17 protein-coding genes are annotated in these 14,908 nt (G+C 59.8%); 14 read left to right on the forward strand and 3 right to left on the reverse strand.

The genetic code is table 11. The annotated features are described in order from the left end of the window. Window positions 1-39 precede the first annotated feature (39 nt). The 8 genes from EKK30_RS06790 to EKK30_RS06825 all read left to right on the forward strand — a co-directional run bounded on the left by EKK30_RS06790 (window position 40) and on the right by EKK30_RS06825 (window position 6,915). Window positions 40-903: an ABC transporter permease gene (locus EKK30_RS06790; protein ID WP_290982200.1), complete on the forward strand. Its 864-nt coding sequence runs from the start codon at window positions 40-42 to the stop codon at window positions 901-903. 8 nt (window positions 904-911) lie between these two features. Then, entirely contained in the window at window positions 912-1,691 is a 780-nt protein-coding gene (locus tag EKK30_RS06795) for an ABC transporter ATP-binding protein (RefSeq protein ID WP_290982203.1), read from the forward strand. A 25-nt stretch (window positions 1,692-1,716) separates the two neighbouring features. Next, window positions 1,717-2,490, forward strand: coding sequence for an SDR family NAD(P)-dependent oxidoreductase (locus EKK30_RS06800; protein WP_290982206.1), 774 nt, complete (start codon window positions 1,717-1,719; stop codon window positions 2,488-2,490). Further along, on the forward strand, window positions 2,487-3,200 hold the full coding sequence (locus EKK30_RS06805; RefSeq protein WP_290982209.1) for an SDR family oxidoreductase: 714 nt from the start codon (window positions 2,487-2,489) through the stop codon (window positions 3,198-3,200). Before EKK30_RS06800 ends, EKK30_RS06805 begins: the two co-directional genes overlap by 4 nt. Window positions 3,201-3,211: 11 nt before the next feature. Next, complete coding sequence (locus tag EKK30_RS06810) at window positions 3,212-4,000, forward strand: creatininase (RefSeq protein WP_290982212.1); 789 nt, start codon at window positions 3,212-3,214, stop codon at window positions 3,998-4,000. Further along, complete coding sequence (locus tag EKK30_RS06815) at window positions 3,997-4,590, forward strand: urea carboxylase-associated family protein (protein WP_290982215.1); 594 nt, start codon at window positions 3,997-3,999, stop codon at window positions 4,588-4,590. The genes EKK30_RS06810 and EKK30_RS06815 overlap by 4 nt, the downstream gene beginning before the upstream one ends. Then, window positions 4,587-5,471 (forward strand): dimethylarginine dimethylaminohydrolase family protein, encoded by an 885-nt coding sequence (locus EKK30_RS06820; RefSeq protein ID WP_290982218.1) that lies wholly within the window; start codon window positions 4,587-4,589, stop codon window positions 5,469-5,471. Before EKK30_RS06815 ends, EKK30_RS06820 begins: the two co-directional genes overlap by 4 nt. 178 nt (window positions 5,472-5,649) lie before the next feature. Then, complete coding sequence (locus EKK30_RS06825) at window positions 5,650-6,915, forward strand: diguanylate cyclase (RefSeq protein WP_290982222.1); 1,266 nt, start codon at window positions 5,650-5,652, stop codon at window positions 6,913-6,915. 111 nt (window positions 6,916-7,026) lie between these two features. Here the strand turns inward: EKK30_RS06825 and EKK30_RS06830 are convergent, their stop codons facing one another. Continuing rightward, window positions 7,027-7,275, reverse strand: a complete 249-nt coding sequence (locus EKK30_RS06830) for a hypothetical protein (protein WP_290982225.1) — start codon at window positions 7,273-7,275, stop codon at window positions 7,027-7,029. Window positions 7,276-7,583: 308 nt separating this feature from the next. Here EKK30_RS06830 and EKK30_RS06835 point away from each other — a divergent pair, with 308 nt between their 5' ends. Together EKK30_RS06835 and EKK30_RS06840 are read left to right on the forward strand one after the other, a co-directional pair. Beyond that, window positions 7,584-7,730 carry a hypothetical protein gene (locus EKK30_RS06835; protein ID WP_290982228.1) on the forward strand — a complete coding sequence of 49 codons (147 nt, stop codon included), beginning with the start codon at window positions 7,584-7,586 and terminating at the stop codon, window positions 7,728-7,730. Window positions 7,731-7,841: 111 nt separating this feature from the next. Continuing rightward, entirely contained in the window at window positions 7,842-8,606 is a 765-nt protein-coding gene (locus tag EKK30_RS06840; RefSeq protein WP_290982231.1) for a DUF374 domain-containing protein, read from the forward strand. 20 nt (window positions 8,607-8,626) lie between these two features. Here the strand turns inward: EKK30_RS06840 and EKK30_RS06845 are convergent, their stop codons facing one another. Then, window positions 8,627-9,880 carry a cyclopropane-fatty-acyl-phospholipid synthase family protein gene (locus tag EKK30_RS06845; RefSeq protein ID WP_290982523.1) on the reverse strand — a complete coding sequence of 418 codons (1,254 nt, stop codon included), beginning with the start codon at window positions 9,878-9,880 and terminating at the stop codon, window positions 8,627-8,629. A gap of 144 nt (window positions 9,881-10,024) precedes the next feature. Between EKK30_RS06845 and EKK30_RS06850 the strand changes: the two genes are divergently transcribed. Continuing rightward, window positions 10,025-10,381 carry a DUF3175 domain-containing protein gene (locus EKK30_RS06850; protein WP_290982234.1) on the forward strand — a complete coding sequence of 119 codons (357 nt, stop codon included), beginning with the start codon at window positions 10,025-10,027 and terminating at the stop codon, window positions 10,379-10,381. Between the two features lie 11 nt (window positions 10,382-10,392). On the opposite strand, the gene EKK30_RS06855 is transcribed toward EKK30_RS06850, so the two are convergent. Then, on the reverse strand, window positions 10,393-11,775 hold the full coding sequence (locus tag EKK30_RS06855; RefSeq protein WP_290982237.1) for a glycosyltransferase: 1,383 nt from the start codon (window positions 11,773-11,775) through the stop codon (window positions 10,393-10,395). Between the two features lie 313 nt (window positions 11,776-12,088). Between EKK30_RS06855 and EKK30_RS06860 the strand changes: the two genes are divergently transcribed. The 3 genes from EKK30_RS06860 (at window position 12,089) to EKK30_RS06870 (ending at window position 14,773) form a co-directional block, all read left to right on the forward strand. Then, window positions 12,089-12,889 carry a transporter substrate-binding domain-containing protein gene (locus EKK30_RS06860; RefSeq protein ID WP_290982239.1) on the forward strand — a complete coding sequence of 267 codons (801 nt, stop codon included), beginning with the start codon at window positions 12,089-12,091 and terminating at the stop codon, window positions 12,887-12,889. A gap of 97 nt (window positions 12,890-12,986) precedes the next feature. After that, window positions 12,987-14,327, forward strand: coding sequence for a glycoside hydrolase family 3 N-terminal domain-containing protein (locus tag EKK30_RS06865; RefSeq protein ID WP_290982241.1), 1,341 nt, complete (start codon window positions 12,987-12,989; stop codon window positions 14,325-14,327). 128 nt (window positions 14,328-14,455) lie between these two features. Further along, a complete protein-coding gene (locus EKK30_RS06870; protein WP_290982243.1) occupies window positions 14,456-14,773 on the forward strand; it encodes a chloride channel protein in 318 nt (105 codons plus the stop codon). Window positions 14,774-14,908 lie beyond the last annotated feature (135 nt).

The raw sequence follows: 14,908 nt of genomic DNA on the forward strand, positions 1-14,908 counted from the left end.
AAGCGACGAGCCAAGCTGGACGATCACGTGACAACAAAAATGACAGCGACGCAGGCGATCGAAGTGGACGGCGAAGGGGCTGCAATGTCGGATGAGCAGCCCCAGCGCATCGCGCGGCGGCCACGCAACCAGTTCTTTGTGTTCCGCGGCACGATGTCGAAGCGTGCGCAGGTCGCGACCTCGATTACCGCAAGCGTTGTTGTCATTGCCGTGTGGGAAGTCGCCACCCGGCTCGGCTGGATCAATTCCCTCTTCTTGCCGCCACCCAGCGTCACCGTCGAGACGCTGTGGACGATGATCACCCAGAAGCACCTTCTCTGGAATGCGGGAATTTCGACGCTGCGGGTCTGGGTTGCCTTCGCGCTCTCCGTCGTCATGGCCGTGCCGATCGGGATTGCAATGTCCAGTTTTCGCGGTGTCGGCGCGGCGCTCGAACCGATCGTCGATTTCATTCGCTATCTTCCCGTGCCCGCACTCGTGCCGCTCAGCATCATTTGGTTCGGAGTTGGCGAGACGACGAAAATCTTTCTTCTTTGGCTCGGCACCTTTTTCCAGCTCGTCCTGCTGGTCGCCGACGATATGCGGCGTGTCCCTCAGGAATACGTGGAAATCGCCTACACCGTTGGCGCCCGCCCCTTCCAGATGCTCTCCGACGTCGCCTTCCGAGCCATGCAGCCGAGCCTATTCGACAATCTGCGCATCACGCTCGGCTGGTGCTGGACGTACCTGATCATCGCCGAGATCGTCGCCGCCGATAACGGCCTGGGCTTCGTCATCTGGGCAGCGCGGCGTTACATGAACACGTCGGAAGTCATGGCCGGGGTCGTCACCATCGGTCTCATCGGCCTGCTGACCGATCAGATCCTCCGCCTCGTCCACAAGCGTCTTTTCCGATATCTCTGAGAGGCGCGATGGCACCGGCTCCATATCTGGTGTTCGACGGCGTCACCAAGTATTTCGGCGATCTCGAAGTCGTCGCGCCGAGCTTCAATCTCGACATCGCACGCAACGAGTTCATCGTATTCTTGGGTCCCTCGGGCTCCGGCAAGACGACGCTGATGCGCATGGTGGGAGGGCTTGAAACCCCGAGCAGCGGCGAAATCCGCCTCCGCGGCCAAGCGATCCGCGAGCCCGATCGCGACCGCGGCATGGTCTTCCAATCCTATTCGTCCTTCCCCTGGCTTACGGTCGCGCAGAACGTTGCCTTCGGCATGAAGTATCGCCTCGACCTCACACCCGATAGGAAGAAGGCGCGGCTCGACCACTATCTGAAACTCGTCGGCCTCAGCGATTTCTCCGACGCCTATCCGAATAAGGTATCCGGTGGCATGCGTCAGCGAATTGCGATCGCGCGCACGCTGGCAGCCGGCTCCGATGTTCTTCTGATGGACGAGCCTTTCGGCGCGCTTGATGCACAGCGGCGGGAAGATCTCCAAATCGAGTTGCGCCGCATTCAGCAGCAGGACGCCAAGACCATCATTTTCGTGACGCACGATGTCGACGAAGCCGTATTCCTGGCCGATCGCATCATCGTGTTCTCGAAGCGCCCGGCCCGAATGCTTGAAGAAGTCGATATCGCCGCCGAGCTGGGCCCCGATCGCACGCTCGAACTTCGCGATAGCGAGCGCTTCTTCAAGCTGCGAACGCAGGTTTTGAAATTCGTCCGCGCTGCCGCAGGCCACGACAATTAGAGCGCGAAGCGCCGCAGGAACAGAAATGTCGATCAACCTCGAAAACAAGCGAGTGCTCGTAACCGGCGCCAGCCGCGGCATTGGCTTCGGCATTGCGGAGGGGTTCGCCGAAGCCGGAGCGGATTTGGCGATCCTCGCTGACGACGACACGATCCATGACGCTGCTTCGGAATTATCGAAAGCCTATAGACGACCGGTTCGATCGTTTGTCGCCGACATCACGGACAAAGCGGCTGTCGCAACGGCTCTCGCCGAGATCTCGGGCCTCGATGTGCTCGTCAACAATGCCGGCCTAGAACTGATCACACCATTGACCGATCCGAGCGAGGAAATCGACGCCACGTTTGCTCGCATCATCGACATCAACATTCGCGGCACTTGGAATGTTACGCGCGCAGCCCTACCGCTTCTCGATCGCGGCGCGCGCATCATCAATACGGCATCCGTCTGGTCGAAAAGCGCGGTCGGCGAATTTGCGGCCTACATCGCGTCAAAGCACGCAGTCGTCGGCCTCACCCGAACCTTCGCCCGGGAACTCGGACCGCGAGGCATAACTGTGAACGCCGTCTGCCCCGGATGGGTGCGCACCGTCGCTTCCGTTCGCTCCGCAAATGTGATGGCGACGCGATCGAACCGGAGCGAAGCCGACATCTTCGCCGATGTCGTCGCCGCTCAGTGCCTCCCGGGCCTGATGGAACCGCAGGACGTTGCCGGCCTCTACCTCTTCCTCGCGAGCGATCTCGCAGTCAACATCACCGGCCAAGCGATTGGCGTCGACCGCGGAGAGTTTCTCGGATGAATCCGGAATTCAAAGACCTCAAGGTCGTGGTCGTCGGCGCAGCAAGCGGCATCGGACTTGCGACTGCAAACCTTTTTGAGGAAAAGGGCGCCCGCGTCGCTAGGCTCGATCACACCCCCATCACCGGCGACCTGGCGTTCAAGGTCGACGTAACGGACGAACTTCAGGTCGCCGAGGCCATATCTGCCGCAGACAACGCGCTCGGCCGCATCGACGTGATGATCAACACCGCCGCGATCTTTCGTTACGGACCGCTGCTCGATACTTCCGTTTCCGATGTCCGGCGCGTGTTCGACGTCAATCTCGTCGGCTCATTTCTCGTCACGCGCGAAGCCGTCCGCGCAATGAAAAGCCGCGGCAAAGGCGGCAGGATCATCCTGTTCAGCTCCGAGCTTGCCCAACTCGGTCGCGAGCATCACGCCGCCTATTGCGCATCGAAAGCCGGCATTAGCGCGATGGTACGCTGTTGGGCAAAGGAATTCGGACCGGACATCCTCGTCAACGCCGTCGCGCCCGGTCCGACGGATACACCGCTTCTTGATTTCGAAAATCTGCCTGACGCCTGGAAGCGCCTGGAGACATCCAACCCGCTTAGCCGGATTGGGCGGCCGCAAGAAGTGGCTGAGGCCGTCCTTTTTCTCGCTGGACCCGGCTCGAGTTTCATCACCGGACAAGTCTTAGGCGTCAACGGCGGCGCATCGATGGTTTGAGGGAAGAGATAATGACCGATCGCATCTTCATGAATGAGATGAGCTGGACGACGTACCAAAAGCGCGTCGAAGCCGGCGCACTCATCTTGCTACCCACCGGCGCCACAGAACAACACGGGCCGCATCTGCCAATGGGCACCGACGCGATGCTCGCGACCGCCGTCTCAGCCGATGTCGCAAAGCGGATCGACGCCATCGTCGCGCCTGTTCTTTCCTTCGGATACAAGTCGCAACCCAAAATGGGCGGCGGCAATCATTTCTGCGGCACGACCAGTCTCGATGCAGACACGCTCGCGCACGTTCTGCGTGACGTGATCAAGGAGTTCGCTCGTCACGGCGTGCGGCGGCTCGTGCTCATCAATGGGCACTACGAGAACATGATGTTCACGATCGAGGGCGTCGACCTCGCCCGCCGTGAACTAGCGTATATGGGCATCCATGATTTCGAGGTCATGCGGCTCGAGTACTGGGACTTTACCAGGCGCGAGACGATCGAGAAGATCTTCCCCGAAAGCTTTCCAGGCTTCGACCTTGAACACGCGGCGGTGATGGAAACATCGCTGATGCTTCATCATCATCCCCATCTCGTCGACATGGACGCACTTCCCGACGACAAGCCTGCGAGTTTCCCGCCATACGACATGTATCCGACCCGCACGGGTTGGGTGCCATGCTCCGGCGTCCTGTCGCCCGCGCACGGATGCTCCGCCGAAAAAGGCAAGCTGCTCGCCGACGACTACGCGAGCGGCGTGACGGCCGCGATCCTCAAGGAATTCCCGACCGTGAAGGAGAAATCATGAGCGAGGTGCATGTCGTGCCCGCGCGGCAGGGTCGTGCTGTCGCGCTTAAGGCTGGACAGTCGATCAAGATCATCAACACGCACGGTCATCAGGTCGTGGACACGTGGGCATTCAACGCTCATGACCTCGATGAATTCCTGTCGATGGAGCACATGCGCGCTGCCATCAACCGGATCCGACCCCAGCCGGGCGACAAGCTCGTCACCAACAAGCGCCGTCCGATCCTGACGCTCGTGGAGGACACGTCTCCCGGCGTGCATGACACGTTCATCGCCGCCTGTGACGTTTATCGGTACCAGGGGCTCGGCGTTGCCGATTACCACGAAAATTGCGCCGATAATCTTCGCGCCGGCATGTCGGGACTAGGGCTTGAACCGCCGGGAGTGCCTTCACCTCTCAATCTTTGGATGAACATTCCCGTAAAGGCCGATGGCAGCATCGGCTGGGAAGAGCCGGTCTCCAAGCCGGGCGACTACGTCGTTCTGAAAGCCGAGATGGATTGCATCGTGGCTATGTCCGCGTGCCCGCAGGACATCATCTGCATCAACAAGGGCGCGCCGACTGATGCCCACTACGAGGTTCTTGCATGATCACGACGACTGCCACCACGACAATTCCGTGGGGTCTTGATTCCGAAACCGGCGTGTTGCGCCACGTGCTTCTCGGCAAGCCCGATCATTTTGAATGGCGACCCGTCGGCGCCGTGTCGCGCCAGACAATCGCGCTCGGCCTTCACTTCGATGCACAGGCCGCGATGGCCCAGCATCGTGAAATGGTAGACGTCTTCGAACAGGCCGGAGTGACGTGCCATTGGCTCGATGCCCGGCCGGAGCTGAAATACGGCGTGTTCGCCCGCGACTCGAGCGTCATGACGCCGTTTGGCGCTGTCATCACGATGCTGCAGACGCGCTATCGCCGTGGCGACTACGCGCTCACCTTCAAATTCTACGAAGAAGCTGGCATCCCGATCTGGAACATGATCACCGCCGGACACTTTGAAGGCGGCGACTTCATGGTCGTGGAACCGGGCTTCGTGCTCTGCGGCTATGGCGGCGAACGTTCCGAAAAGGAAGGCGCGGAACAGATGTGTTCCTGGTTCGCCGCGAAAGGCTGGGAAGCGTACACTGTTCCCTTCCCCTCACATTTCGTCCATCTCGATGTTTCGGTCGGTTTCATCAACCGCAAGCTCGTCGCTGTCGCGCCTGATGCGCACCAACCGTGGTTTCTCGATCTCCTGAAGTCGAAGGGCTATGAGATCCTGCCGGTGTCGTATCATGACGCCACGCAACTCGGGACCAACATCGTGGCTCTTGGCAACGATCGGGTTCTTTCGACCGCCGCCAACAAAGATTTAAACGCCCGCATGCGCGCGCACGGCATCGAAGTCTTCGATCCTGACTTGCGCATGTTCACACTAGGCGGCGGCGGCCCGCACTGCTTGTGCCAAGCCCTGCAGCGAGACCCGCTTTAAGCCGTCTGTTTACGTTGCGCTTACCATCGATCGATATTCGAGAAATTTTCCCGATCCGTTGCCGAACTTGCGCCCGCCGCCCGCGATACCTCGGGGCGGCCCCATTTTGTGTGGACGGCGGCGGGAGTTAAGACATTGAGGTCATTTTCGGCAAAGGATTTGCCGCTAGCGTGCCGGCATGATTCTCCTCGACTATAAATCGTTGCTGATGGCACTCAGCTTTTGCAGCGCCGGCGTGGCGCTGACGTTCTTCGTAAGCTGGCTCGTCTCGCAATCCGACCGCTATCTGATGATCTGGGGTATGGGCTCGACCTCGCTGGTCGTGAGTATCCTGGCGTACTGGAACTTTGTCGCAAACTACTCGCCCGTGATGGGCATGATCGCCTTCTCGGCTCTTGAGATCGGATTGATCCTCCTGTTCGGAGCCGCTCATCAGTTTCGAACGGGAGTCCTGCCGGTTCGTGAAATGCTGATCGCCGCTGTGGTTGCGAACGCCGCCACCGCTATACCGATGGCGCTCGGATACGACGGGGTCTGCTACATCATCTTCAACTTTGTCGCTCTTGTCCTGCTGTGTGCGACGGGTCTCGAATATTGGCGCTGCCGCTCTGAGTCCCCACTCCTCATCGGAACACTGGCCGGCCTTTATGTCATAGGTGGGCTATCGTTTGGCCTTTGCGCGTTTGCGCTGGCTTGGGATCAAAGTTGGATCATCAACGGGCCGCCGAATGATTGGGCTGAGAACCTGAACCTCGTCATTTGCCTCATCGATACGGCCGCCATCGGCGCTCTGTCCCTGGGCCTCAATCAGATAAGGCTGACCCGGCGCCACAAGAAGGAAGCCGAAACGGACGCGCTAACCGGGCTCTTCAACCGCCGTGCCTTCTTCGATCAGGCAAACCTGTCGCAAAGCACTGCAAGCGTCGTGGTCGTGGTTTTCGATATCGATCATTTCAAGCTGGTCAACGACAGTCACGGCCATCAGATCGGCGACAACGTGTTGCGGACGTTCGCCCTGACCGTCAGCGATGCCATCAGGGATGAAGATGTTGCCGCCCGCCTCGGCGGCGAGGAGTTTGGTTTGGTTTTGCCGAACGCGTCCCTGCAGACGGCCCTTCTTGTATCTGAGCGAATTCGAAAAAGATTTTCCGAGCGTCGCTTCCTGTCCGAAGGGCGACTTTTCGGCTGCACGGTGAGCGCCGGAATCTCCAAAGCCGGCAGAATCGGCGATCTGGAAGCTATGATGGTGCAAGCGGATGCGGCGCTCTACGTGGCGAAGCGCTCGGGCCGGGATCGCGTCATTCTGTTTTCCAGCCGCGATGATCTGCGGATCTCATCGTCTCGGGGCGAACGGATCGAGCCAGCAGACAGCACGATGGGAACGACCGTCGATATCGCGCCGCGGATCGCGCAGCGCAAAGCGCGACTGACGCGCCCGCACTAATTTCGATGAACTCTCAGTAGCAGCGGAGGAGCGGCGCAGGCCCCGGCGGATGCCGAAAAGACCGTCTGACAAAAGGGGACCGGCGTTCACGAACAGCCGGTCCGACAGCGATTACATCAAGGCTGCCAAGGCGAGTTGTTGGCCATCATACAATCCGCCACCACCGGATTGGCCGGCGTGTTGGTCCGCCTGCTGAACACGATATTGGTACGGCAAGTCCGTGCAATAATAAGCACCTGCCCGATCAGCGTCTTCCCGCGTGTCGAATGCCTCGCCGATCACTTCCGAGGTGCCCCCGAAGCAGCCCTCGTCGTCGCCCCGGCATGCTTCGCACCAGACAACGACCTGAAACCTTCCCATGACGCACCCCTCGTGAAATCCCGTGAAAGAGCATTTTTAGCTGCATCGCAGCATGACCGTACTCTGCGGCTTTTTCGATGAATTCATGGTGAATGGCCTATTCAGGCCCAGTCGAGAGTTGGGGACGAATTGCGGCGCAGCAATTTTCATGAGGCGGCCGCTGGGCTTAGCTAGGACCTGCGGCGCGGCGCCCCCGGCCTATGCGAAAATGCAGTCCAGCAATACCCGGGCTTTGCTTGTATGTGCTGGGGAAGAGCCTTATGTCGCGCGCTTCATTTTTCGGAAGGCTGTTCCACTTGGGTTCCAGTATGCAAAAGCATGCCGCAAAAGTCCGCGTTTGTGAGAGTAATGATCCCGCATCCGACGGCTATTATGTCTTCGTATCGTTGATCTGCACCGTCCTTGTCATGATCTGCGCCATTCTTTTGGCGTTTGGCATCGAGATGCTGGCCTGACGATCATCATGGACGAAGGGGGAGGATACTATCGAGTACTTGAACATCCCGTCCACTCCGCGCAGTGCTGAGATGGACCGTGACTCGTAGCTCGCATCCTCTGGAACACCCGTGTCGAAAGCCTCAAAAAGAGGGCCGCAGCCCCCTTCGAAAACCAACCGCATTCTGACCGGCATAGCGGCAGGCGGAGTCGCCGGTCTCATTCGTGCCGTTCGGTCGACTTCCTCGCCTATCCACGAGCCGGCGCACTTCCTCGATCATCTTCGCGCGCAGGTGCCGTTTATCATGGCGATGTGGCACGGCCAGTTCATGATGCTGGCCGACATCAACACGCGCGAGTACCCGGTAGAAGCGATGGTTGCCCGCCATGGCGATGCCGAGCTTGTCGCCCGCGTATTGGCGCACTTCGGCATCACTTCTATCCGCGGTGCCGGAGCTGCTGGCCGGCGTAGGGATCGCGGTGGCGCCTACGCGCTTCGAGCGGCGGTGAAAGCCCTTGAGAGCGGCTCCATCGTCGCCATGACGGCCGACGTCCCCCCGCGCAACCCGCGAAAAGCGGGCGACGGAATCGTTACACTTGCGCGCATGTCCGGACGGCCGATCATCCCCGTCGCCGCCGCGACGTCGAGGTTCGTCGTGCTCAACACTTGGAGCAAAATGACGATCAATCTACCGTTTTCGAAACTGGTTTGGGTCGCGGCTGACCCGATCTTTGTTCCTGCCGACGCCGATGAAACGAAGATGGAAGAAATGCGCATCAAGGTGCAGGACTCCTTGAACGCCATCACTGCGCGCGCCTACGACCTGGCGCAAGCAAGCGACCGGCAGCCCCTCAGGATCGTGCCCGGCGAACCCTCAACAGGCCAAAGTTCCTAATGCTGTTGTTCCGGCCGCACCTATTCGGCCGCAACGCTGCGGTTGGCTAGGGCTGCCTCGTGGCTCCGAAGACGCTCTTCCTCCGCACGGATGTAATCGCGAGTGATCGGCACCGTGTCGATTTTCTTCGCGAGCTGAACTTGAAAAACCATAAGGCCGCCGTACCGGAAGCCAGCTTCGCCAGCCGCGAGATAGAACTCCCACATTCGACAGAAGCGCTCGCCGAGCAGTGCCGCAGCCTCGGAACGGCGCGTCATGAACCTGCATCGCCAAGCTCTGAGCGTTTCCGCATAATGAAGCCGAAGGATCTCGATGTCGGTAACGATGAGCCCTGCACTTTCAATGGCCGGAAAAACCTCCGCGAGCGATGGGACGTAGCTCCCGGGGAAAATATACTTCGCGAACCACGGGTTCATGGCGCTTCGACCGTCGAGACGCCCGATGGAGTGGATCACTGCGATCCCATCCTCCTCGAGGCTCTCGCGAACGACATTGAAATAGGTCTCGTAGTCCCTGAGCCCGACATGCTCGAACATCCCGACCGAGACGATGCGATCGAAACGCTCGGTCAAAGCCCGGTAGTCCTGAAGGCGAAAGCGGACGCGCGATGACAGGCCCCTCTCGCCCGCGCGGCGCTGCGCGACTTTGAGTTGCTCCGGCGAGAGCGTGAGACCCGTCACATCTGCGCCCGCCACGTCCGCGAGATAGAGCGCAAGGCCGCCCCATCCACTGCCGATATCGAGAACTTTCGCACCTGGCTTGATGAGAAGCTTGGCCGTGACGTGCCGTTTCTTCGCCAGCTGCGCTGCATCGAGGCTCTCTCCTGGCGTCTCGAAGTACCCGCATGAATACTGGCGATCGGAATCTAGAAAGAGTTCGTAAATGCGATCGTCGATATCGTAGTGATGATGCACGTTGTGGCGCGACAGGCGCTCAGAATTGCGCCGCGTCCAGCGATCGAACACGTTGCGAAGCACGTGGCGAACCTGACCGAACTGCGGCGGCGTCAGGCTGCGCAGATTATGGCCGAGAAGCTCGAGAAGATCGTACAGCGAGCCGCCCGCGACGGTTAAACGGGCGTCGGTGAAGAGTTCACCCAACGCCATCTGCGGATGGAAGAATAGCTCTCGAATGGCCCGGTTATCGTTGATGGTGACGATGAGCGGCAACCCCGTCCCGTCTCCTGCCGTCAATCGTTCGCCGTCCGGCAATTCGACGGTTAGGCTTCCAGTCTGAATGCAGTGATCGAGGAACGATCGAAACGCGCGTTTCATCAGATCGGGCCGCTCTGACATTTCACACCTTCCAACAGGCAAGCCGGTGTTCCGTTCCGAGCACATCCCCCGCTGCGAAACCTATCAGATGCTCATCCGTTTATCATCCGCCGTCGGCGATAAGTTCATCAAAGAGGCCTTCAGATGAATGGTAAACCGCGCCTTTCACACACTCGACCGAAGTCGCCCGCCCGAAAGAAGGCGGGGCCGCGCGTGGCTGCGCGCTCCTCGCATCGCTGGTCTGCACGGGTGACAAAGACGAGCGATGCGCTCGATCTCAAAGCTCATCTCTTCGATCAAGATGATCCCGCGAAAATCGCGGGGTCGCTGAAGCGGTCGGCGGAACGCAGCACAAGGCGCAAAGGCACACCCTTTCGGTCGGCGATGTCGATGCTAAATTTCTACATCAACCGGGCGGGCAAAAACTTATCCGCCCGACGCAAGCGTACGCTGGACCGAGCCAAGGACGAATTGAGAAAGGCTTTCGGGCGCACACAGTAAAGAAGCGGGGTTTATCTCGCGCGCACCCGCGACTCGCGTGCCTCGCCATGTGTGGTCTTTTCCCAAAAGTGCGGCCGCCGGATGAGATCCAATGCTGCGCAGTAGGCCGCATAAGAGACCGCCAGCCAGTAAATTGGAAGACCAAGGACCGAGAGGAAACGGCCCGTCAACCTAGAGCGCGCCGAGGTAACCAGAATGAGAAGCGCGGCCGAGGTGTAGCCCGCGACCAGATTAGCCCCGAACAACCAAAGCAGAGCCTCGCTTTCGGGAAAGATCCGCCCGCTGCTAAACCACGACGATCCCGCGAATATATAAAACCATGGATGCACGAGCATCGAGATGAGCATGGCTGTGATGGTCACCTGAAAGCCGCAGAACCGCCAGCCGCCCAGATCACGCCACAGCCGAAAAGGGCGGCGCATATGAACCAGATAGGTCTGCATCCATCCCTTGATCCAGCGCGTACGCTGTCCTCGCCAGATACGCCACGTTACGGGCGCTTCTTCCATTGTTTCGGAATTGATGAGCGAGACATCATATCCGAGCCGCGCCAGCCGTATGCCGAGATCGGCGTCCTCGGTGACGTTGAACGGATCCCAGCCGCCGCACCTCACCAGGACGTCGCGGCGAAAGTGGTTCGAAGTGCCGCCAAGCGGAATCGGTAGCCGAAGATAATCGAGCGCCGGCAACAGCCCACGAAAAAGCGCAGAATATTCGAGCGTGAATTGACGGCTGAAAAATGAATCGTCCGGATTGGAGATCGCAAGCCGAGCCTGGACGCAGGCGAGCCTCGGGCCGCCGCGAACAAAGGCAATCGCAGCCAAGCGTAGCTGATCAGGCGCCGGATGATCCTCCGCATCGAAAACCGCGACGAAAGCCCCCCGGGCATTCTGCAAGGCATAATTGAGGGCGCGCGGCTTCGTCTTCGGCTGACCGTTCGGCACCGTCACGACACGCATGTTGGCTCGCAAATGTGCCCGGCCTAATGCGTTTCTGGTGGCGCTATCGTCTGCCTCAGTGACGAACAGAAACTCCACGCGGTCTTCCGGATAATCGATCTCCCCCATCGCCTCGACGAGCTGGGGGACCATCGCCACCTCGCGGTAGAGCGGGATCAGCACTGAAAAGGTTGGCAGTCGGTCGTCGTAGCGCCGATCGAGCCAGCTTGGATGCGGCCGCCGCTCGCGCCGCCCGAAAGCGCGCCACAGCGCCGCCACCCGAAGGGCGGTGATCATCAGAAACGGCAGCGCAATTGTCAGCGACCAAAGCACCAGCCCGAAGTCGTCGAATAGGACAAGGCCCGCCACCAACAGCGCCAGAAACACGAACAGAGCGGCGCGCTGCCATAGAAGAAGCGGGGAAGCAGCGGAAAAGTCCGGCGCGCGCCGACGCAAATCGTTGACCGCTCGGTCAAGTTGTCCAATATCGCGATCGAATGAGGTTTGCGGGGCAGCATTATCTGCGGGAAACGATCTTGGTGGCACGCGAGACGTTCGCGCTGCCAGCGTTCTTGATCGAGCCCCCGACTTCGCGTGCACTTGGCTGCCCCTCCGACGATCGCGATCGTCGAGCCCCGAGGCTGAATATATGCTCAAAGTGTTTAGATTTGAAAGCCAGAGAATTTCCCACCAAGGCAACCAAAGCTTTTGCGCAGCATGCCGCTCGCATCCCTGGCTCGTGTTGATGGTGGCCCTAGCGGCGACCGCCTTGTTTCAAATCGCCCCGTCGATGGCGCAGAGCACCGGAGGTCCCGACCAAGTCGGCACGGCAGACGGCGACTCGTCCAAGCAAGCGGCGCTGCCTCGCCGCGTCGTGATCCGCTTCCTGACCGACAGCGATTTCCCCCCGTTTGATTTCTACGATGAGGACGGCGTTCTTGTCGGCTTCAACGTCGACCTGGCCCGCGCCATCTGCCTTGAGCTGAACACGTCCTGCGATATCAAGGTCCGGCCCTGGGAAGAACTCATCCCCGCGCTCCTGAAGGGAGACGCTGATGCCGTCATCGCCGGACATAAGGTAACGGCTGCCGCCCTGAAGCAGGTCGATTTTACCGACCGTTATTTTCACACGCCGGGTCGCTTCGCCGGCCGAAAGGATGCCCCGGAATCTGAGATGTCTCCCGGCGGCCTGGAAGGCAAACGCATCGCAGTCGCGCGAGGTACGCCCCATGAAGCGTTTTTGCGCGCATTTTTTCGCGATAGTCCTCTCGTCGTCTACGAAAATGCCGACCTCGCTCGCGAAGGCTTGGCCGCAGGCAAGGCCGATTACATCTTCGACGACGGCATATCGCTGGCGTTCTGGTTGAACGGTACGCTATCGCGCCAATGCTGCGAAATGCGCGGCGGACCATTCCTAGAGCCAAAGTTCTTCGGCGATGGGATCGCGATTGCAGTGCCGAAGAACGACCCCGGCATTAGGCTTTTGCTCAACAAGGCGCTTGATCGCGTGCGCGCCTCCGGACGGTTCGAGGAACTCGTCCAGCGCTACTTTCCCGTTAGAATCTATTGAAATAGATGCGGGCGCCAACTGTCAGATATAAATTGACAAGCTTAATGCGCGGTTGGCGTTCCCGGCCCAGCGCGACAGGCTAACTTGCCGGATTATGATGCGCAAACTCGCCCGATCCTTTCTGTATGCGTTGTTGTCGGCCATGCTGATCGTGCCGCCGAGCGGATCAGCAGATGCGCGAACCGGCTATTACAAATCCGGCTGGCGAAAATATCATAAGCGCTATCGATCACGCGCTGGCATCGGCAGAGACCAGGTCGCGGTACGCACGCCCATCCCGCCTATCCCGCAGGCACCACCGGCACGTCCACAGAAACTACTCACACGCGATGAAATTCTCGCCAGTGATCCCGCGCGCCTGGAAAGGCTCGGCGGCAGATTGGTGGTCGGCTTCGACAGCTTCTCGCAGGTGAAGCCGCTGGTCGAGAAGAAAGCCATCGCAGGGATCTTCATCACCGACCACAATGTTCGCGGCCGAAAGGTCGAGGACGTAGCCAGGGACATCGACGAACTCCAGTCGATCCGCCGCGCCCAAGGCTTGCCACGCCTCATCGTCGCTGCCGATCAGGAGGGAGGATACGTTTCACGTCTTTCACCGCCGCTCAAATGGCAGCCCACCTTGGGCATGATCATCGCCAAGCTCAAGAACGACGATGAGCGGGAGAAGACTGTCCGCCAGTACGCGGAAGCTCAAGCGCGCGAACTTGAGCGTCTCGGCATCACAATGAATTTCGGTCCGGTGGTCGATCTGCGACTTGGCTCGCCGGACCGCGACGACGGCGAGACACGTATCTTCTGGCGAGCAATCGACAAGGACCCCTATATCGTCGCGAAAGTAGCGGCGTGGTATTGCGATACGCTCACCAAGTTCAACATCATCTGCACACTTAAACACTTTCCGGGACTGGGCCGCGTCGCGCGCGACACCCATGTGATGTCGGCGGACATCGTCGCCAAGGAGAGTCAGCTCGAACTCACCGACTGGGTGCCTTTCCGCCGCGTCATGACGGAGCCGGGCATAGCGACCATGATCGGCCACGTGCGCCTCGATGCCATCGACAAAACGACGCCAGCTTCATTTTCTGATGCCGTTATCAATAGGGTGATCCGCCCGCGCTTTGAAAACGACGGCTTGCTCATCACCGACGACTTCAGCATGGGAGCCGTCACCAAATCTCGCGATGGGCTCGGAGGCGCGGCTGTGAAAGCTCTCAATGCCGGTGTGGACCTCATTCTGCTCTGCACTGTCGACCAGAGCTTCGACATTCTGATGTCTGCGCTTCTCGAAGCCGATCGAAACGGTGAAATCGCTCTCGCGCGTGAGAACGAAACGCGCGAGCGCCTCAAAAGATATGTTTTTGTCGACGATCGCGATTTACCGCCGCCTGCGCCCGTCCAGGCGCAGCAGAATTCGCCGCCGCCCGCGCGTCCGAACTGACGCGCTCTAAACCAACGCTCGGACCGATTTCGACGTTGGCGCGACGAGCGTTCCTCGCGTGACAGCATCAACCTGTGTGATCGGCGACGGTGCCCGCAACAGATTAAAGCCGTCTCAGGAAATCGCTTATGCAGGCATTTGCAATCAGCTTCGTCGTTCGCGCCGCCGCGCTGATGCCGCTCATGATCATCGTGGCGACCGGCCTTTGGCTGCTGACAAAAAAACTCGGGTTCATGCGGCTTGATCAACCGTTCTCGCCGGCAGACTCGCGCACCTGGCCGCTATCGTTCGCCGCTTTCAACGCTGGCGTTTACGGATTGGTATTCGCTGCAGTGCTGGCGGTGATCGGAGATAACGCACTTTCGGCTGGGATATCGGCCGGGGTCGCCACGTTGATCTCACTGCGCGCGGTCCCAGTGATCGCATTCCGGCACTTCAACAAATGAATTCGAGCAGCGCGGTCGCCATCTCGCCGCTGCGCCAGTTGGAAAGAGAAAGGAGGTCTTAAATACCATCGCTATGCGTTGCGAGGAGCACGGCGGGACTTCCCCCATCGCTCCGTTGTGCTCCTCGAACGCCAT

It is taken from the genome of Hyphomicrobium sp. (assembly GCF_003987855.1).
Classification (GTDB): Bacteria; Pseudomonadota; Alphaproteobacteria; order Rhizobiales; family Hyphomicrobiaceae; genus Hyphomicrobium_B.